20 protein-coding genes and 4 tRNA genes are annotated in these 17,046 nt (G+C 71.2%); 20 read left to right on the forward strand and 4 right to left on the reverse strand.

All coding sequences use genetic code 11. The features are described 5' to 3' along the window. Positions 1 to 72: 72 nt before the first annotated feature. The 4 genes from ACZ3ZD_RS01960 (at position 73) to ACZ3ZD_RS01975 (ending at position 1,042) form a co-directional block, all read left to right on the forward strand. Positions 73 to 154, forward strand: a tRNA-Tyr gene (locus ACZ3ZD_RS01960). A gap of 108 nt (positions 155 to 262) precedes the next feature. Further along, positions 263 to 505, forward strand: coding sequence for a hypothetical protein (locus tag ACZ3ZD_RS01965; protein WP_467392492.1), 243 nt, complete (start codon positions 263 to 265; stop codon positions 503 to 505). Positions 506 to 549: 44 nt separating this feature from the next. Further along, positions 550 to 774: a hypothetical protein gene (locus ACZ3ZD_RS01970; protein WP_467392494.1), complete on the forward strand. Its 225-nt coding sequence runs from the start codon at positions 550 to 552 to the stop codon at positions 772 to 774. 55 nt (positions 775 to 829) lie between these two features. Beyond that, the gene (locus tag ACZ3ZD_RS01975) at positions 830 to 1,042 is read left to right on the forward strand and encodes a hypothetical protein (RefSeq protein WP_358647021.1); all 213 of its coding nucleotides are present in this window, start codon (positions 830 to 832) and stop codon (positions 1,040 to 1,042) included. A gap of 200 nt (positions 1,043 to 1,242) precedes the next feature. Here ACZ3ZD_RS01975 and ACZ3ZD_RS01980 read toward each other — a convergent pair whose 3' ends face one another. Together ACZ3ZD_RS01980 and ACZ3ZD_RS01985 are read right to left on the reverse strand one after the other, a co-directional pair. Then, complete coding sequence (locus ACZ3ZD_RS01980) at positions 1,243 to 1,899, reverse strand: SDR family oxidoreductase (protein ID WP_467392496.1); 657 nt, start codon at positions 1,897 to 1,899, stop codon at positions 1,243 to 1,245. Between the two features lie 157 nt (positions 1,900 to 2,056). Continuing rightward, positions 2,057 to 3,316, reverse strand: coding sequence for an amidohydrolase family protein (locus ACZ3ZD_RS01985; RefSeq protein ID WP_467392498.1), 1,260 nt, complete (start codon positions 3,314 to 3,316; stop codon positions 2,057 to 2,059). A 395-nt stretch (positions 3,317 to 3,711) separates the two neighbouring features. Between ACZ3ZD_RS01985 and ACZ3ZD_RS01990 the strand changes: the two genes are divergently transcribed. The 8 genes from ACZ3ZD_RS01990 (at position 3,712) to ACZ3ZD_RS02025 (ending at position 8,899) form a co-directional block, all read left to right on the forward strand. Further along, positions 3,712 to 3,784 (forward strand) — tRNA-Thr (locus ACZ3ZD_RS01990). 46 nt (positions 3,785 to 3,830) lie between these two features. Continuing rightward, positions 3,831 to 3,903 (forward strand) — tRNA-Met (locus ACZ3ZD_RS01995). Between the two features lie 90 nt (positions 3,904 to 3,993). Continuing rightward, the gene (gene rpmG / locus ACZ3ZD_RS02000; RefSeq protein WP_003948671.1) at positions 3,994 to 4,158 is read left to right on the forward strand and encodes a 50S ribosomal protein L33; all 165 of its coding nucleotides are present in this window, start codon (positions 3,994 to 3,996) and stop codon (positions 4,156 to 4,158) included. A gap of 160 nt (positions 4,159 to 4,318) precedes the next feature. Beyond that, positions 4,319 to 4,771, forward strand: a complete 453-nt coding sequence (locus tag ACZ3ZD_RS02005; RefSeq protein ID WP_467392500.1) for an FAS1-like dehydratase domain-containing protein — start codon at positions 4,319 to 4,321, stop codon at positions 4,769 to 4,771. Positions 4,772 to 4,778: 7 nt separating this feature from the next. Continuing rightward, positions 4,779 to 5,207 (forward strand): MaoC family dehydratase, encoded by a 429-nt coding sequence (locus tag ACZ3ZD_RS02010; RefSeq protein ID WP_467392502.1) that lies wholly within the window; start codon positions 4,779 to 4,781, stop codon positions 5,205 to 5,207. Between the two features lie 111 nt (positions 5,208 to 5,318). Then, positions 5,319 to 5,888 (forward strand): TetR/AcrR family transcriptional regulator, encoded by a 570-nt coding sequence (locus tag ACZ3ZD_RS02015; protein WP_467392503.1) that lies wholly within the window; start codon positions 5,319 to 5,321, stop codon positions 5,886 to 5,888. A gap of 82 nt (positions 5,889 to 5,970) precedes the next feature. Beyond that, positions 5,971 to 7,431 (forward strand): DHA2 family efflux MFS transporter permease subunit, encoded by a 1,461-nt coding sequence (locus tag ACZ3ZD_RS02020; RefSeq protein ID WP_467392504.1) that lies wholly within the window; start codon positions 5,971 to 5,973, stop codon positions 7,429 to 7,431. Between the two features lie 406 nt (positions 7,432 to 7,837). Further along, complete coding sequence (locus ACZ3ZD_RS02025; RefSeq protein WP_467392506.1) at positions 7,838 to 8,899, forward strand: UDP-N-acetylmuramate dehydrogenase; 1,062 nt, start codon at positions 7,838 to 7,840, stop codon at positions 8,897 to 8,899. Positions 8,900 to 8,914: 15 nt separating this feature from the next. On the opposite strand, the gene ACZ3ZD_RS02030 is transcribed toward ACZ3ZD_RS02025, so the two are convergent. After that, positions 8,915 to 9,955, reverse strand: coding sequence for an adenosine deaminase (locus ACZ3ZD_RS02030; RefSeq protein ID WP_467392508.1), 1,041 nt, complete (start codon positions 9,953 to 9,955; stop codon positions 8,915 to 8,917). A gap of 127 nt (positions 9,956 to 10,082) precedes the next feature. Further along, a complete protein-coding gene (locus tag ACZ3ZD_RS02035; protein ID WP_467392510.1) occupies positions 10,083 to 11,309 on the reverse strand; it encodes a pyridoxal phosphate-dependent aminotransferase in 1,227 nt (408 codons plus the stop codon). A 260-nt stretch (positions 11,310 to 11,569) separates the two neighbouring features. Here ACZ3ZD_RS02035 and ACZ3ZD_RS02040 point away from each other — a divergent pair. The 8 genes from ACZ3ZD_RS02040 to rplL all read left to right on the forward strand — a co-directional run bounded on the left by ACZ3ZD_RS02040 (position 11,570) and on the right by rplL (position 16,975). Further along, positions 11,570 to 11,642 (forward strand) — tRNA-Trp (locus tag ACZ3ZD_RS02040). 106 nt (positions 11,643 to 11,748) lie between these two features. Then, a complete protein-coding gene (secE, locus tag ACZ3ZD_RS02045; protein WP_467392512.1) occupies positions 11,749 to 12,033 on the forward strand; it encodes a preprotein translocase subunit SecE in 285 nt (94 codons plus the stop codon). 80 nt (positions 12,034 to 12,113) lie between these two features. Next, entirely contained in the window at positions 12,114 to 12,995 is an 882-nt protein-coding gene (nusG, locus tag ACZ3ZD_RS02050) for a transcription termination/antitermination protein NusG (RefSeq protein WP_467392514.1), read from the forward strand. A 169-nt stretch (positions 12,996 to 13,164) separates the two neighbouring features. Next, positions 13,165 to 13,599, forward strand: coding sequence for a 50S ribosomal protein L11 (gene rplK, locus ACZ3ZD_RS02055; RefSeq protein WP_362671914.1), 435 nt, complete (start codon positions 13,165 to 13,167; stop codon positions 13,597 to 13,599). Positions 13,600 to 13,705: 106 nt separating this feature from the next. After that, entirely contained in the window at positions 13,706 to 14,431 is a 726-nt protein-coding gene (gene rplA, locus ACZ3ZD_RS02060; protein WP_467392517.1) for a 50S ribosomal protein L1, read from the forward strand. Between the two features lie 164 nt (positions 14,432 to 14,595). Further along, positions 14,596 to 15,489 carry an SCO4651 family lipoprotein gene (locus ACZ3ZD_RS02065; RefSeq protein WP_467392519.1) on the forward strand — a complete coding sequence of 298 codons (894 nt, stop codon included), beginning with the start codon at positions 14,596 to 14,598 and terminating at the stop codon, positions 15,487 to 15,489. Between the two features lie 454 nt (positions 15,490 to 15,943). Next, a complete protein-coding gene (gene rplJ / locus ACZ3ZD_RS02070; RefSeq protein ID WP_467392521.1) occupies positions 15,944 to 16,474 on the forward strand; it encodes a 50S ribosomal protein L10 in 531 nt (176 codons plus the stop codon). A gap of 111 nt (positions 16,475 to 16,585) precedes the next feature. Continuing rightward, complete coding sequence (gene rplL, locus ACZ3ZD_RS02075) at positions 16,586 to 16,975, forward strand: 50S ribosomal protein L7/L12 (protein ID WP_467392524.1); 390 nt, start codon at positions 16,586 to 16,588, stop codon at positions 16,973 to 16,975. Positions 16,976 to 17,046: the final 71 nt, after the last annotated feature.

Below are 17,046 nucleotides of genomic sequence, written 5' to 3' on the forward strand. Positions count from 1 at the left end.
GGGCATCGGGTATTGTTTACGTCGTTGCCGGGGAACACCGCCGAAGGCGGGTTCGAAACGGCAGCGTCACCCGGCGGTGTGCCCGAGCGGCCAAAGGGAGCAGACTGTAAATCTGCCGGCTCAGCCTTCCCAGGTTCGAATCCTGGCGCCGCCACACGGGAGCGAGGCCCCGTGATCTGTGAAAGCAGATCACGGGGCCTTCGTCGTTGTCGGCGGGGTGCGGATGCTGGCGCCTTCCCGCCAGGTCGCTAGAATCGAACGCATGAACGAGCACCGTCCGCTGACGCGTCTCGACATGCCGCGGTTCGCCCGCCGTGTCGTCGAACGCCAGGCTGCCCGGCAGCCCGCACTGACGGACCGGTGGATCGCCGACGAGGGACGCCGGGTGGCCGAGCGGCAGCGTCGTACCGCCGTCCGGGAGCAGGCGGTACGGGTCCTCGCCGACGGCGGTGCCCCCGCGCGCCCGCTGTGCAGGCCGGACACCGTGCCGGGGATTCTCGAATGACCGGCCCGGGTGCGGGCCCGGCCGGTCCGGAAGATGCTGGAGCCATGGCCGGGAAACGTCCCATCGTCGTCCACCTGCCGTCCCCGACCGGCGGTCGCCGGGTGCGGGTGGACGGCGAGATCCTCGGCCTCGCGCACAACGTGCGCGACCTGGTGGAGTTCCTCCGCCGGGCCGGGCTGGAGATCGAACCCGAGGAACTCGCCGACTCGCCGCTGATCGACTGGCGCGGAGTCGGCCCCGACCGGTGGGAGGCGGAGACCCGGACCTGACCCGCTGCCCCCGCGCGGGCGCACGCACGGCCCGCGCCCCGGGCACACTGGCGGCATGTCCTCCCGACGCAGAACCTGTCCCGTGTGCCGCCGCGAGATCGCCGTCGTCGCGGGCCGCTTCGCACGGCACGACCCGCCCGGCGCGCGGGAGAGCGGCGAACTCGTCTCCTGCGCCGGGTCGCGGCAGCCCGCGCAACTCGGCGCGGTGCAGCCGTCACTGGACGGTTACGCGGTGCCCGACTTTCCCGGGCAGCTGCCGCTCTTCTGACTCCTGACGGCCCGACAGCCCGACAGCGCGGCGGGCGGGGGCGCGGTACCGAACCGTCCGACGGCTCGTCAGCGGACGGTGCGAGCGGGCGTGCAGTGGCTTGTCAGCGGATCGTGCGAGCGGGCGTGCGGTGGCTCGTCAGCGGGTCGGTGCGAGTAGGTGTACGGCTGGATCGACGGGTCAACGAGCCGCGGCCGGGCTCAGTTCCCGGCCACCGACTTCACCGCCACCGACACCGGCGCCGAACCGCTGATCAGCTCCAGCGTGAGACCGGCGGTCGCCGGGGTGTCCACCAACTCCGCGAGGACGGCCGCCACGTCGTCCCGTGGGACCGCGCCGCGCCCCGTGTGCGCCTCCAGCCGGACCAGACCGTTGCCCGCGTCGTCCGTCAGCGAGCCCGGGCGCAGGATCGTCCAGTCCAGGGCCTCCTGCCGGGTGACGTACGCGTCGGCCTCGCCCTTGGCGCGCAGGTACACGTCGAACACGTCGTCCCCCTGGTGCGCGGGATCCGCGCCCATCGAGGACACCACCAGGAAGCGGCGCACGCGCGCGCGTACGGCGGCGTCCGCGAACAGCACCGCCGCGCCCCGGTCCACCGTGTCCTTGCGGGCCGTACCGCTGCCCGGGCCGGCCCCGGCCGCGAAGACCGCCGCGTCCGCGCCCTGGAGGTGCGCCGCGACCTCCTCCACCGAGGCGGACTCCAGGTCGAGCAGGACCGGTTCGGCACCCGCCGCCCGAAGATCGTCGCCCTGTTCGGGGTTGCGGATGATGCCCGCCACCTCGTCCCCGCGCGCGGAGAGCAGACGCTCCAGCCGCAACGCGATCTGACCATGACCACCAGCGATGACAGTGCGCATGATTCCGACCGTACGCCCGGGGGGCCGTATCCGCCGCACGAGTTACCGGAGGCCGGGCGCGCGGGCGACCTCACGGGCCTCACGCGCAACTGCCCCCCCGACTCCCTACTCGGCTCCCGGCCCAACTCCTCGCCCTGCTCCCGGCTCACCCCCCGGCTCACGACAGCTCTTTCCGCCCCTGTCGCGGCAGCCCCAGTTCCGCTGCCGCCGCCGAGTTGCAGTACTCGCGGACCGCGCTCGTACGGGCCACCACCCGCCCCCGGTGCACCACGATCCGGCTGTAGGCCAGGGAGAGCGCGCCGGCCAGATGGTCGCCGCGTACGGCCAGCAGCTCGGCCGGGAAGCCCGCCTCCACGCGGACCTCCGGCAGCCCCAGCACCGCGCGTGCCGAGGCGCACACGGCGTCGTAGGCATCCTCCGGGCGCAGCCCGTGGGCGGAGGCGAGGAGGTACGCCGCCTCCAGGGGGTCGCCGCGCCCCACGGGGTTCGATACGTCGCGCAGGGCGCCGCTGCCGGCCGCCACCCGCACCCCGGCTGCGCGCAGCAGCCGTACCGGCGCCGCCCCCCGCCGGTCGGCGGCGCCGCAGCCGCCCTGGGGGAGGCACACCACCGTCACCCCGGCCGCCGCGAGCTGGTCGGCGACGCGGGCGCCGGCCTCGGTGGGCAGGCGGGCGAGGCCGGCGCACGGTCCGATCGTCACGCCGGGGCGCAGGCCCCCCGCCATGGCCGCGAGCCGGGACAGCCGGGCCGGGTCCGTGGCGTCCGTGTGCAGGTCCACCGGGCAGCCGTGTTCGGAGGCCACCTCCAGGACCGCCTCCACGTAGCCGGTGGGGTCCGGGTCGAGGTCGGGGCAGCCGCCGACCACGGAGGCGCCCATCTTCAGCGCGTCCCGCAGCGTCGCCAGCCCGTCGGCGCCGGCCACCCCGGTCAGCAATCGGGGCATCGCCACGGCCGTCAGCTCCGCCAGCCCCCGCAGCGACCGCCGTGCCTGGAGCACCGCGCCCAGCGCGCCGAGCCCCTGGACGTCCCCCACGCGCACGTGCGCGCGTAGCGCCGTCGCCCCGTGCCCGAGTTGCAGCAGGGCCGCCTCCGTCACCCGGCGCTGGACGTCCTCGGGGGTGTACGAGACCGGGCCGGGGCGCTCCGCGGACAGCGCGGTGTCGCCGTGGGCGTGCGGTTCGGCCGGGGCCGGCAGCAGCAGGTAGCCGCTCAGGTCCACGCGTGTGGCGGCCTTGCGGGCCGGTCCCGGGGCGAGGCTGCCGGCCGTACCGACCGCCTCGATGCGCCCTCCGCCCAGCCGTACGTCCACGGTCCGGCCGTCGGTGAGCCGGGCCCCGCAGAGCAGGAGGGCGGCCGGGTCGGACGACCCCGAGGACCCCGACGAGTTCGACGGCGGGTGCGGCTGGCTGTCGGGCATCGCGCTCCAGGGTGGGGTCCGGGGCTCGGGTGGGCCGGCGTGAGGGATCCGGGCCGCGGCCGGCCCATGATCACGCAGAGTGAGACGAGCCTAGGGTGACGAGCCGCGCAGGACGCGGAGGAGCGCAATAGTCGTACCGGCGTGGTCCGCCCCAGGCGGCGCGCGGGCCACCCGCGCGCGTGCGGACGCCTGCGCGTGCGGACGCCGGCCCGGGCTCTGCGTACGCGCGCGTGCAGTCCACGACGGGAAGCGCCACACAGCGGCTGCAGAGGGGCGGCAGAGAGGCTGCGGAGAGGCTTCGGGGACCGCCGGGAGGCCTGGGACGAGGGGTGCGGCGGGCGGTGGGATACGGATTTGGGTGAACGGCGGCAGACCGTGTAATGTCTTCATCGCTCGCCCCAATAGCTCAGTCGGCAGAGCGTCTCCATGGTAAGGAGAAGGTCAACGGTTCGATTCCGTTTTGGGGCTCTGGTGTGAGAGGTTCCCGTCGCGAGGCGGGAGCCGATCTCATCAAAGCGGTGTAGCTCAGTCGGTAGAGCAAGCGGCTCATAATCGCTGTGTCACCGGTTCAAGTCCGGTCACCGCTACTGACAGTAGCCGATTGCGGGGTCGGTCCTTCGATCGGCTACTCTTTCTTGCGTTGAATTAGTCCATCCGTTCGTCTTAGGAGCACTCACGTGGCTGCCACCGACGTCCGCCCGAAGATCACGCTGGCCTGCGTGGAGTGCAAGGAGCGGAACTACATCACCAAGAAGAACCGGCGTAACAACCCGGATCGTCTTGAGATGAAGAAGCACTGCCCGCGTTGCAACGCGCACACCGCGCACCGCGAAACGCGATAAAACAGGCTCGTCCGTGAGGCCGTCCCCTTCCGAGGGGGCGGCCTCACGGCGTTTTCCCGGCCCGGCGCCCGGGACGCCCCCCACTGGACCCGTGCGCGTTCCATGACCGGATTCCCGCTAATTTGGGGCCATCACAGCAGAGATCAGGAGGTGCCGGGCCATGGCGCTCGACCAGTCCTTCGTGGGACGGACCTACCCGCCCACCGCGCCCTACGAGGTGGGCCGGGAGAAACTCCGCGAGTTCGCCGAGGCGGTCGGCGAGACCAACCCGGTGTACACGGACCCCGAGGCCGCCAAGGCGTTCGGTCACCCCGATGTGATCGCCCCGCCGACCTTCGTGTTCTCCATCACCTTCCGGGCCGCCGGGCAGGTCGTCCAGGACCCGCAGCTGGGGCTGGACTACAGCCGCGTGGTGCACGGCGACCAGAAGTTCGCCTACGCCCGCCCGGTGCGCGCCGGCGACCGGCTCACGGTCACCTCCACGATCGAGGGCATCAAGTCCCTCGCGGGCAACGACATCCTGGACATCCGCGGTGAGGTGCACGACGAGGCCGGCGAGCACGTCGTGACCGCCTGGACCAAGCTCGTGGCCCGCGCGGCCGAGGAGGCGTGACGACCCGATGACGGCGAAGATCGCGTACGACGACGTCGAGGTCGGCACCGAGCTGCCGGCCCGGACCTTCCCCGTGACCCGCGCCACGCTGGTGCGCTACGCGGGCGCCTCCGGGGACTTCAACCCCATCCACTGGAACGAGAAGTTCGCCAAGGAGGTGGGCCTGCCGGACGTCATCGCGCACGGCATGTTCACCATGGCCGAGGCGATCCGCGTGGTCACCGACTGGATCGGGGACCCGGGCGCGGTCGTGGAGTACGGCGTCCGCTTCACCAAGCCGGTCGTCGTCCCGAACGACGACCAGGGCGCCCTCATCGAAGTCAGCGGCAAGGTCGCGGCCAAGCTGGACGACAACACCGTGCGGGTGGACCTGACGGCCATGAGCGGCGGCCAGAAGGTGCTGGGCATGTCCCGGGCGGTCGTACGGCTCGCCTGACGGCAGTGGTGTGGAGGTAAGGGGCGTCCGCCTTTGCGGTGCGCCCCTTACGTCCGGGCACACCGACCGGCCCCCTTGCCCAAGTTAGTGATTGAGTACTAACTTGTTCGCATGCCCAGGATGAGCGCAGAGGAGCGGCGCGAGAGCGTCGTCCGTGCCGCGACCGCCGAGTTCGCGCGCGGTGGATACCACGGCACCTCCACGGAGGCGATCGCCAAGCGGGTCGGCGTCTCGCAGCCGTATCTGTTCCGGCTCTTCCCGGGCAAGAAGGCGATCTTCCTCGCGGTGGCCGAACGCTGCGTGGAGGACACGATCCGGACCTTCGAGGAGGCCTCGGAGGGGCTGCGGGGCGAAGAGGCCCTGCACGCCATGGCGAACGCGTACACCAGGGTCATCGCGGAGCAGCCCGAACGGCTGCTGATGCAGATGCAGATGTACGTCGCCGTGGCGGCGGCCGAGCAGGAGGGCGACCGCGAGTTCGGCGAGAAGGTCCGGGCCGGCTGGATGCGGCTGTGGGACACCGTGCACGTACCGCTCGGCGCGGACGTCAGCGAGACCACCGCCTTCATGGCGTACGGGATGCTCATCAACTGCCTGGTGGCCATGGGTTTCCCGCCCGGGCACCGGGTGTGGGAGGGCCTGTACCCGTCGGCCCGCCTCAAGGGTCGCCCGGAGGCGTGAGCGGTACGGAAGCGCGGCGCCTTTCCATGGCCGCGAAAGTTAGTCATCGATAACTAACTATTGATCACCCACTGGGGGAGCGATGTCACAGGAGACAACAGGACCCGGCACCGGCACATCCCGCGCGCGGGCGGTGTGGGCCCTCGTCATCACCAGCGTCGCCGGGTTCATGGCGGCCCTGGACAACCTCGTCGTCACCACCGCCCTGCCCTCCATCCGCGAGGACCTCGGCGGCGCGCTGGACGACCTGGAGTGGACCGTGAGCGCCTACACGCTCACCTTCGCCGTCCTGCTGATGTTCGGCGCCGCGCTCGGCGACCGCTTCGGGCGCCGCAGGCTCTTCATCGCCGGACTCGCCGTGTTCACCGCCGCCTCCGCCGCCGCGGCCATGGCACCGGGCATCGGCTCCCTGATCGCCGCCCGCGCGGTGCAGGGCGTCGGCGCGGCCGTGATGATGCCGCTCACGCTGACCCTGCTGACCGCGGCCGTACCCGCCGCCAGGCGCGGCACGGTGTACGGCATCTGGGGCGCCGTCAACGGGCTCGCCGTCGCCTCCGGGCCGCTCATCGGCGGCAGCCTCACCGAACACGTCTCCTGGCACTGGATCTTCTGGCTGAACGTGCCGCTCGGCCTGGCCGCGCTGCCGCTCGCCCGGCTGCGCCTCGCCGAGTCGTACGGCGCCGGCGCCCGGCTCGACATACCCGGCACGCTGCTCGCCAGCGGTGGGCTCTTCGGGATCGTGTACGGCCTGGTCCGCGGGCCCGCCGACGGCTGGACCGACCCCGTGGTGCTGACCGCGCTGAGCGCGGGCGGGGTGCTGCTGGCAGGCTTCGTCGGCTACAGCTCCCGCGCGGCCGCCCCGATGCTGCCGATGCGGCTGTTCCGTTCCCGGGCCTTCTCCGGCATCAACGCGGCCAGCCTGCTGATGTTCGTCGGCATGTTCGGCTCGATCTTCCTGCTCAGCCAGTACATGCAGGGCGTCCTTGGCTACTCGCCCACCGAGGCGGGCCTGCGGATGCTGCCGTGGACCGGCATGCCGATGCTCGTCGCCCCCGTCGCCGGGATCCTCTCCGACCGGATCGGCGGCCGGCCGGTCGTCGCCGCGGGCCTGTTCCTCCAGGCCGCCGGCCTCGGCTACATGGCCTGGGTGGCCACCACCGACGCCTCCTACGCCGTCCAGCTGCCCGCCCTGGTCATCAGCGGGGTCGGCATGGCCCTGTACTTCGCACCGGCCGCCAACCTGGTCATGTCCAGCGTCCGCCCGCAGGAGCAGGGCATCGCCTCCGGCGCGAACAACGCGCTGCGCGAGGTGGGCGGCGCGCTCGGCATCGCGGTGATGTCGTCGATCTTCTCGGCGCAGGGCGGTTACGAGTCCGCGCAGAGCTTCGTGGACGGTCTGCGGCCGGCCCTGGTCACCGGCTCGGCGGTGGTCGCCCTCGCCGCGCTCGCGGCCCTGGCGATCCCCACCCGCCACCGCGCCGGCCACCCCGCCTCGGCGGCCATACAAGCCCCCGCGCCGGCCCTCGACGCCGCCTCCCGCTGACCCGGCCGGGCAGCCCGGGGGCATTCGCCGGCGGGCGGCCGGCAGCGCCGCACGCGCGCGTGGACCGCGATTACGACGGTCCGCGCGCCTGCGTGCTGTCGGGAGTCGGCGCGGCGCACCCGACGGGAGGGACACGCGCGTGCCCCCGCCGGGCCGGGCGGCCGCACAGGCCCCCGCGCCGGTCCTCGACGCCGCCTCCCGCTGACCCGGCCGGACGGGCCCGAGGGTTCTTCGCCGGCAGCAGCGCGCGTGCGCGCGGACCGACGACGCGCTTACGCCAGTCCGTGCGCGTGCGTGCTGTCGCGTGTTCGCGCGGTGCCCCCCCGAAGAGGCGGCACGCGCGCGTGCCGTCCGGCCGGGTCGCGCGGGCGCGGGGCTGTCGGTGGGGTCTCGTAGTCTTGGGCGCGTGCAGGTACTCCACGATGCCCCCCTTGCCCCGCTGACCACCTTCCGGCTGGGCGGTCCCGCGACCCGGCTGGTGACCGCCGGGACCGACGCCGAGGTGATCGCCGCCGTCCGTGAGGCCGACGACAGCGGTACGCCGCTGTTGGTCATCGGCGGGGGATCGAACCTGGTCATCGGTGACAAGGGCTTCGACGGCACCGCCCTGCGCATCGCCACGCGCGGGGTCGAACTGCGCGGCAGGACCCTGGAGCTGGCGGCCGGCGAGGTGTGGACCGACGCCGTCGCCCGCACCGTGGAGGCCGGGCTCGCCGGGATCGAGTGCCTGGCCGGCATCCCCGGATCCGCGGGCGCCACCCCGATCCAGAACGTCGGCGCCTACGGCCAGGAGGTTTCCTCGACGATCACCGAGGTGATCGCCTACGACCGGCGGGCCGGCGAGACCGTCACCCTGACGAACGAGGAGTGCGCCTTCTCCTACCGGCACAGCCGCTTCAAGGCCGACCCCGAGCGCTATGTCGTGCTCCGGGTCCGGTTCGAGCTGGAGGACGCGGGCGGGCTGTCCGCGCCGGTCAAATACGCCGAGGCGGCCCGCGCCCTGGGCGTGGACCCCGGCGCGAGGGTGCCGCTGTCCGACGCCCGCGCGACCGTGCTGAAGCTGCGTGAGGGGAAGGGCATGGTGCTCGACGCCGAGGACCACGACACCTGGTCCGCCGGGTCCTTCTTCACCAACCCGATCCTCACCGACGAGCAGTTCACCGCGTTCCACGCGCGCGTGCGCGAGCGGCTGGGCGACGGCGTCGAGCCGCCCGCCTACCCCGCGGGAGAAGGCCGTACGAAGACCTCCGCAGCCTGGCTCATCGACAAGGCGGGCTTCACCAAGGGCTACGGCAGCGGTCCCGCCCGCATCTCCACCAAGCACACCCTCGCCCTCACCAACCGGGGCGGCGCCACCACGGAGGACCTGCTCGCCCTGGCCCGCGAGGTGATCGCCGGGGTCCGCGAGGCCTTCGGGATCACCCTGGTCAACGAGCCGGTGACGGTGGGCGTGAGCCTCCGGCCGTAGCTCGAACCCGGTCCTTCACACCGCCGGACCGGCCAGCCAGTCGTCCACGCCGGACAGCAGCCGCGCCTTGACGTCCTCGGGTGCGGCCGAACCACGCACCGACTGGCGGGCCAGCTCCGCCAGCTCGGCGTCCGTGAAGCCGTGCGCGGCGCGGGCGAGCTCGTACTGGGCGGCCAGCCGGGAGCCGAACAGCAGCGGGTCGTCGGCACCCAGGGCCAACGGGACGCCCGCCTCGAAGAGTGTGCGCAGCGGGACGTCCTCCGGCTTCTCGTACACGCCGAGCGCCACGTTGGACGCGGGGCACACCTCGCAGGTCACGCCCCGGTCGGCCAGCCGCTTCAGCAGCCGCGGGTCCTCGGCCGCGCGCACCCCGTGCCCGATCCGCGAGGCGTGCAGGTCGTCCAGGCAGTCCCGGACGGACGCCGGGCCGGCCAGCTCACCGCCGTGCGGCGCCGACAGCAGACCGCCCTCCCGCGCGATGTGGAAGGCCCGGTCGAAGTCCCGCGCCAGGCCACGCCGCTCGTCGTTGGAGAGCCCGAAGCCGACGACGCCCCGGTCCGCGTACCGCACCGCCAGCCGGGCCAGCGTGCGCGCGTCCAGCGGGTGCTTCATCCGGTTCGCGGCGACCAGCACCCGCATGCCGAGCCCGGTCTCCCTGGACGTCGTCTCCACCGCGTCCAGGATGATCTCCAGGGCCGGGATCAGACCGCCCAGCCGGGGCGCGTACGACGTCGGGTCCACCTGGATCTCCAGCCAGCCCGAGCCGTCCCTCACGTCCTCCTCGGCGGCCTCCCGGACCAGGCGCCGGATGTCCTCCGGTTCGCGCAGGCAGGACCGGGCCGCGTCGTACAGCCGCTGGAAACGGAACCAGCCCCGCTCGTCCGTGGCCCGCAGTCTCGGCGGTTCCCCGCTGGTCAGGGCCTCCATCAGCGCCTCGGGCAGACGGACGCCGTACTTGTCGGCCAGTTCCAGGACCGTCGCCGGCCGCATCGAGCCGGTGAAGTGCAGGTGCAGATGGGCCTTCGGCAGCCGGGACAGATCACGTACACGCTCCATTCCCAGATCCTGCCGTACGTCACCGCCGTCCCGGTAGCCGTTTCCCCCGACGTGGTCTTGCTCGCACACAGAAGCGGGCCGCCTCCCCGCAGGGAAACGGCCCGCACGCGCGCGTGGACGCCGGGAATCAGTCCCGCGCCTCCGCCAGCAGCTTCTGTACCCGGCTCACGCCCTCGACGAGGTCCTCGTCACCGAGCGCGTACGACAGCCGCAGGTAGCCCGGCGTGCCGAAGGCCTCGCCCGGGACGACCGCGACCTCGGCCTCCTCCAGGATCAGCGCGGCCAGCTCCACGGTGTCCTGCGGGCGCTTGCCGCGGATCTCCCTGCCGAGCAGCGCCTTGACCGAGGGGTAGGCGTAGAAGGCGCCCTCGGGCTCCGGGCAGACCACGCCGTCGATCTCGTTGAGCATCCGCACGATGGTCTTGCGGCGCCGGTCGAAGGCCTCGCGCATCGCCGCCACGGCCTCCAGGTCGCCGGAGACGGCGGCCACGGCGGCCGCCTGGGCGACGTTGGAGACGTTGGAGGTGGCGTGCGACTGGAGGTTGGTCGCGGCCTTGACGACGTCCTTCGGGCCGATCACCCAGCCCACCCGCCAGCCGGTCATGGCGTACGTCTTCGCCACACCGTTGACGACGATGCACCTGTCGCGCAGCTCGGGCAGGAGCGCCGGCAGGGACACCGAGACGGCGTCGCCGTAGACCAGGTGCTCGTAGATCTCGTCGGTGAGCACCCACAGGCCGTGCTCGGCGGCCCAGCGGCCGATCGCCTCGGTCTCGGCCTCGGAGTACACCGCGCCGGTCGGGTTGGACGGGGAGACGAAGAGCACGACCTTCGTCTTCTCCGTGCGCGCCGCCTCCAGCTGCTCCACCGAGACCCGGTAGCCGGTCGTCTCGTCGGCGACGACCTCGACCGGGACACCGCCGGCCAGGCGGATCGACTCCGGGTACGTCGTCCAGTACGGCGCGGGGACGATGACCTCGTCGCCCGGGTCGAGGATCGCGGCGAACGCCTCGTAGATGGCCTGCTTGCCGCCGTTGGTGACGAGGATCTGGGAGACGTCCGGCTCCCAGCCGGAGTCGCGCAGCGTCTTCGCGGCGATCGCGGCCTTCAGCTCGGGCAGGCCGCCGGCCGGGGTGTAGCGGTGGTACTTGGGGTTCTTGCAGGCCTCGACGGCCGCCTCGACGATGTAGTCCGGGGTCGGGAAGTCGGGCTCACCGGCGCCGAAGCCGATCACCGGACGTCCGGCGGCCTTCAGGGCCTTGGCCTTGGCGTCCACGGCGAGGGTGGCGGACTCGGAGATCGCGCCGACTCGGGCGGAGACCCGGCGCTCGGTGGGAGGAGTTGCAGCGCTCATACGGCCCATCGTTCCAGACCGCAAACGCGCCCGGCACACCGGTTTCACAGACTGAACAGGAAGGGTCGAGGCGTGAACACGGGTCCGAATCCGGCCTCCGGCCAGGACGATCTTCGGCCACGCGGCCCCGGACGGGCGCTATCTGTTCGACGCCGGGCCATGGACCACGTACACTCACACCTCGTTGGCCTTCAGCAGCCGCGGCCGGACCGGTGCACACCGGGCACCCGGTCGGATGCGGTACGTTGGGGGACACACAAAGGGTCGTAGCTCAATTGGTAGAGCACCGGTCTCCAAAACCGGCGGTTGGGGGTTCAAGTCCCTCCGGCCCTGCTACACACACCGCCAGGATGTGTGCGCATGTACGTACAGCATTGCACCGCCGTGCGGCTCAGAAACCGGGCGCGGCACGGCCACGACCCGGGACCAGGTGAGGACAATGACGGACGCCGTGGGCTCCATCGACACGCCTGATGCCCAGGACGAGGTGCCCGAGTCCAAGAAGGCCCGCAAGGGCGGCAAGCGTGCCAAGAAGGGCCCGCTCAAGCGCCTGGCCACCTTCTACCGCCAGATCATCGCGGAACTCCGCAAGGTCGTCTGGCCGACACGCAACCAGCTGACCTCGTACACGACCGTGGTGATCTTCTTCGTCGTCATCATGATCGCCCTGGTGACCGTGATTGACTATGGGCTCAACCACGCGGCCAAGTACGTCTTCGGCTGAGCCAAGAGCGAAGGGCGCCGTGGCACCGGCGCCCGTTTTCGCATGTTCCACCCCTCTGTATCCAGGAAGAAGCAGCCATCGTGTCTGACCCGAACCTGAACGACGACGCCACTGAGCCCCGCGGGCTGGCTGCCGAGACGGCGGATGACGAGCTCGACATCGTCGAGGGCGCGGACGAGCAGGACGAGTTCGAGGCTGCCGAGGCCGAGGCGGGGGAGCCGGCCGAGGAGGCCGCCCTGCACGTCGAGGACGAGGGCGAAGAAGCCGACGAGGCCGCTGAGGCCGACGAGGCCGATGAGGACGCCGTCGCCGCCGAGGCCGCCGAGGAGGAGCCGGCCGCGCCGGTGGACCCGGTCCAGGCCCTGCGCGAGGAGCTGCGCACCCTGCCCGGCGAGTGGTACGTCATCCACACCTACGCCGGTTACGAGAACCGCGTGAAGACCAACCTGGAGCAGCGCGCCGTCTCGCTGAACGTCGAGGACTACATCTTCCAGGCCGAGGTGCCGCAGGAAGAGGTCGTCCAGATCAAGAACGGCGACCGCAAGACGATCAAGCAGAACAAGCTGCCGGGTTACGTCCTGGTCCGCATGGACCTGACCAACGAGTCCTGGGGCGTCGTCCGCAACACCCCGGGCGTCACCGGCTTCGTCGGCAACGCCTACGACCCGTACCCGCTGACCCTGGACGAGATCGTCAAGATGCTCGCCCCGGAGGCCGAGGAGAAGGCCGCCCGCGAGGCCGCCGAGGCCGAGGGCAAGCCCGCCCCGCAGCGCAAGGTCGAGGTCCAGGTCCTGGACTTCGAGGTCGGCGACTCGGTCACCGTCACCGACGGCCCGTTCGCCACGCTCCAGGCGACCATCAACGAGATCAACCCCGACTCCAAGAAGGTCAAGGGCCTGGTCGAGATCTTCGGCCGCGAGACCCCGGTCGAGCTGTCCTTCGACCAGATCCAGAAGAACTAGCCCTTCCTGGGCTTCATGCTTCCGCGCAGGTCAGGCAGGCCGTCACGGTCCGCCTGACCTGCACGGTTTTCAGCCGCGCATCTATACCCGTTATCGTTGTGCGGTATGCCTGCGTCAGGGTCGCGACCCTCGCGCGGGCATGGACCCGAATGAAAGGACCCGGAGAGCAATGCCTCCCAAGAAGAAGAAGGTCACGGGGCTTATCAAGCTCCAGATCCAGGCCGGTGCCGCCAACCCGGCTCCGCCGGTCGGCCCGGCGCTGGGTCAGCACGGCGTCAACATCATGGAGTTCTGCAAGGCCTACAACGCCGCGACCGAGTCGCAGCGCGGTTGGGTCATCCCGGTGGAGATCACGGTCTACGAGGACCGTTCCTTCACCTTCATCACCAAGACGCCGCCGGCCGCGAAGATGATCCTCAAGGCCGCGGGCATCGAGAAGGGCTCCGGCGAGCCGCACAAGACCAAGGTCGCCAAGATCACCGAGGCGCAGGTCCGCGAGATCGCCACGACCAAGATGCCCGACCTGAACGCGAACGACCTGGACGCCGCCGCGAAGATCATCGCCGGTACCGCGCGTTCCATGGGCGTCACGGTCGAGGGCTGAACCCCACCTACGTAAGTCATGCGGCTGCCAGCGATGCGCGGCCGCGCGTGGCAGGGCCTGCTCGGCCCAGTGACCACGACTCCTTTCAGAACACACAGGAGCAGTTGTGAGCAAGCGCAGCAAGGCTCTCCGCGCTGCGGACGCCAAGGTCGACCGGGAGAAGCTGTACGCCCCGCTCGAGGCCGTCCGTCTCGCCAAGGAGACCTCCACGACCAAGTTCGACGCCACCGTCGAGGTCGCCTTCCGTCTGGGTGTCGACCCGCGCAAGGCCGACCAGATGGTCCGTGGCACCGTGAACCTTCCGCACGGCACCGGTAAGACCGCCCGGGTCCTGGTCTTCGCGACCGGCGACCGTGCCGAGGCCGCGCGTGCCGCGGGCGCCGACATCGTCGGCGCCGACGAGCTGATCGACGAGGTGGCGAAGGGCCGTCTGGACTTCGACGCCGTCGTCGCCACCCCGGACCTCATGGGCAAGGTGGGCCGCCTCGGCCGCGTCCTCGGCCCGCGTGGTCTGATGCCGAACCCGAAGACCGGCACCGTCACCCCCGACGTCGCCAAGGCCGTCACCGACATCAAGGGCGGCAAGATCGAGTTCCGCGTCGACAAGCACTCGAACCTGCACTTCATCATCGGCAAGGCGTCCTTCGACGACGCCAAGCTGGTGGAGAACTACGGCGCCGCGCTGGAGGAGATCCTCCGTCTGAAGCCGTCCGCCGCCAAGGGTCGCTACATCAAGAAGGCCGCGGTCAGCACCACCATGGGCCCCGGCGTCCCGGTCGACCCGAACCGCACCCGCAACCTCCTCGTCGAGGAGGACCCGGCCGCCGTCTGAGCCTGAGGCTCGGCACCGGCAGTCGCGTCAGGCACGCGTGAAAAGGGCGGGCCCTGGAACCCTTGAGGTTCCGGGCCCGTCCTTTCTTTGTACGACCTTTCGAACGACTGTCAGTGGCCTGGGCTACGGTGCAGGCACGGCACACGCAACAGGGGTGGGAGTAGATGAACAGCACTACCGCGCGCAGGGTGGCCCTTTCCACAGCGGTGGCGGCCGCACTGACCGGGGTGGCCGCCTGCGGCTCCTCGGGCTCCGGCAAGACGGTGGCGCACGTCAGCCCCATCGCGGCCCTGCGCTCCGCCGAGAAGTCCACCGACAAGGCCGAGTCGGCCAGGGTGCGGTCCACCACCTCCGTCGGCAAGCTCATGTCGATGACCGCGAACGGCGCCCTCGCCTGGGGCGACGGCCTCAAGGGCAACCTCACCATCACGTACACCGGCGGCCAGATGGCCGAGGCGGCGAAGAAGGCCGGCACCTCGTCGATGGAGGCCCGGTATCTGCCGGACGCCTACTACGCGCACATGAGCGACGCCTTCGCCCAGCAGGCGGGCGCCGGCAAGCACTGGATCAAGTACTCCTACGACGACCTCGCCAAGATCGGCGGCGCGTCCGGCTCGTACATGAAGGACCAGATCCAGAACGCCACACCGAACCAGTCCGTGAAGCTGCTGCTGGCCTCCGGTGACGTCAAGAAGGTCGGCGAGGAGACGGTCTCCGGCGCGCACACCACGCACTACTCGGGCACGGTGAATGTCGCCGACCTCGCCGACAAGACCAGCGACCTGAGCGCCGGGCAGCTGTCCGCCCTGAAGAAGCAGCTCAGCCAGGCCGGCGTCACCACGGACACCGTCGACATCTGGATCAACGACCAGGACCTGCTGGTCAAGAAGACCGAGAAGGCGGACACGACCAACGGCGCCATGACCAGCACGACGTACTACACCGACTACGGCACGAAGGTCACCGCCGAGGCGCCGCCGGCGAGCGACACCAAGGACTTCAAGGACCTGCTGAAGGCCGGCGGTCTCGCCTCCGGCGGCACGGGCGCCGGCTCCTGACGTCCCCCGGGGGCGTCACGGCCCTCGCCGGGCCTCCGGGGCGCTCCGGGCGGCGGTGCGTGGGCCTGCGGCGCGCAGACCGGGCCGCACGCCGCCAGGGCCGCCCAGGCCGCCCGGGCCGCCACGGAGCGTCGTACCCGCGGCCAGAACGGCCGGGACAGGGGCCGTGTCCCGGCCGATTTGCCCGGCGGAGCCCCTGTCCCGTACTCTCTTGCAGAAGCCAAAGACCGCTGGTCGTTGCCGTGCTCTCGAACGAGGGTGCGGTGGCCGAAGGATCCGCTGAAAAGTGGGCGACCCGCGCAGGTGACTGTGGAAGTACTCCCGGAGTGCGCGCGCCGAGCGCGTGTGCGGCCGGTCGAGTCCGCCCCGTGCGCCTGCGCCGGGGCGTTTCGTTTTACCCAGTCCTCCTTCGGGTCCGCGCGGTCCGAATCACCCGGAAGGAGGCCGAGGCTCTATGGCGAGGCCCGACAAGGCTGCCGCGGTTGCGGAGCTGACGGACAAGTTCCGCAGCTCCAACGCCGCCGTGCTGACCGAGTACCGCGGTCTCACCGTGGCGCAGCTCAAGACGCTGCGCCGGTCGCTCGGTGAGAACGCCCAGTACGCCGTGGTGAAGAACACGCTGACCAAGATTGCGGCCCAGGAGGCCGGGATCACGCTGGAGGACCAGCTCTTCGCTGGCCCGACGGCCGTCGCCTTCGTCACCGGTGACCCGGTGGAGTCGGCGAAGGGTCTGCGTGACTTCGCCAAGGACAACCCCAATCTCGTCATCAAGGGCGGTGTCCTGGAGGGCAAGGCCCTCTCCGCCGACGAGATCAAGAAGCTTGCGGACCTCGAGTCCCGCGAGGTTCTGCTCAGCAAGCTGGCCGGTGCCTTCAAGGCGAAGCAGTCCCAGGCTGCCTCCGTCTTCCAGGCGCTGCCGTCGAAGCTCGTCCGCACCGTGGACGCGCTGCGCGCCAAGCAGGCCGAGCAGGGCGGTGCCGAGTAATTCGGCTCGCTTTCTGACCCGCACCACCGGCGCGGGTCGCAGCGGGCCGACGTACGCCCGCCTTACCCAGTACATCCGGCACCTGCCGATTTGAGTGGAAGGACCGCCATCATGGCGAAGCTCAGCCAGGAAGACCTGCTCGCCCAGTTCGAGGAGATGACCCTCATCGAGCTCTCCGAGTTCGTGAAGGCCTTCGAGGACAAGTTCGACGTCACCGCCGCCGCTGCCGCGCCGGTCGTCGTCGCCGGTGGTGCCGCTGGTGGCGCCGCCGCCGAGGCCGAGGAGGAGAAGGACGAGTTCGACGTCATCCTCACCGGCGCCGGCGAGAAGAAGATCCAGGTCATCAAGGTCGTGCGTGAGCTGACCTCGCTGGGTCTGAAGGAGGCCAAGGACCTCGTCGACGGCACCCCGAAGCCGGTCCTCGAGAAGGTCAACAAGGAGCAGGCCGACAAGGCCGCCGAGGCCCTCAAGGGCGCCGGCGCCTCCGTCGAGGTCAAGTAAGACCTTCGCGGTCGCCGAAACGGCCCCCTAGGGCTGTAACGCGGACGCACCGAAGGGCGATCATCCATCCG

Source organism: Streptomyces sp. NPDC023481 (genome assembly GCF_055560195.1).

Bases quoted from the DNA above. Each gene is read 5' to 3' on its own strand.
- ACZ3ZD_RS01965 (WP_467392492.1), top strand. From the start codon at position 263: ATGAACGAGCACCGTCCGCTGACGCGTCTCGACATGCCGCGGTTCGCC.
- ACZ3ZD_RS01970 (WP_467392494.1), top strand. From the start codon at position 550: ATGGCCGGGAAACGTCCCATCGTCGTCCACCTGCCGTCCCCGACCGGC.
- ACZ3ZD_RS01975 (WP_358647021.1), top strand. From the start codon at position 830: ATGTCCTCCCGACGCAGAACCTGTCCCGTGTGCCGCCGCGAGATCGCC.
- ACZ3ZD_RS01980 (WP_467392496.1), bottom strand. From the start codon at position 1,899: ATGCGCACTGTCATCGCTGGTGGTCATGGTCAGATCGCGTTGCGGCTG.
- ACZ3ZD_RS01985 (WP_467392498.1), bottom strand. From the start codon at position 3,316: ATGCCCGACAGCCAGCCGCACCCGCCGTCGAACTCGTCGGGGTCCTCG.
- ACZ3ZD_RS02005 (WP_467392500.1), top strand. From the start codon at position 4,319: ATGGCGCTCGACCAGTCCTTCGTGGGACGGACCTACCCGCCCACCGCG.
- ACZ3ZD_RS02010 (WP_467392502.1), top strand. From the start codon at position 4,779: ATGACGGCGAAGATCGCGTACGACGACGTCGAGGTCGGCACCGAGCTG.
- ACZ3ZD_RS02015 (WP_467392503.1), top strand. From the start codon at position 5,319: ATGCCCAGGATGAGCGCAGAGGAGCGGCGCGAGAGCGTCGTCCGTGCC.
- ACZ3ZD_RS02020 (WP_467392504.1), top strand. From the start codon at position 5,971: ATGTCACAGGAGACAACAGGACCCGGCACCGGCACATCCCGCGCGCGG.
- ACZ3ZD_RS02030 (WP_467392508.1), bottom strand. From the start codon at position 9,955: ATGGAGCGTGTACGTGATCTGTCCCGGCTGCCGAAGGCCCATCTGCAC.
- ACZ3ZD_RS02035 (WP_467392510.1), bottom strand. From the start codon at position 11,309: ATGAGCGCTGCAACTCCTCCCACCGAGCGCCGGGTCTCCGCCCGAGTC.
- secE (WP_467392512.1), top strand. From the start codon at position 11,749: ATGACGGACGCCGTGGGCTCCATCGACACGCCTGATGCCCAGGACGAG.
- rplK (WP_362671914.1), top strand. From the start codon at position 13,165: ATGCCTCCCAAGAAGAAGAAGGTCACGGGGCTTATCAAGCTCCAGATC.
- ACZ3ZD_RS02065 (WP_467392519.1), top strand. From the start codon at position 14,596: ATGAACAGCACTACCGCGCGCAGGGTGGCCCTTTCCACAGCGGTGGCG.
- rplJ (WP_467392521.1), top strand. From the start codon at position 15,944: ATGGCGAGGCCCGACAAGGCTGCCGCGGTTGCGGAGCTGACGGACAAG.
- rplL (WP_467392524.1), top strand. From the start codon at position 16,586: ATGGCGAAGCTCAGCCAGGAAGACCTGCTCGCCCAGTTCGAGGAGATG.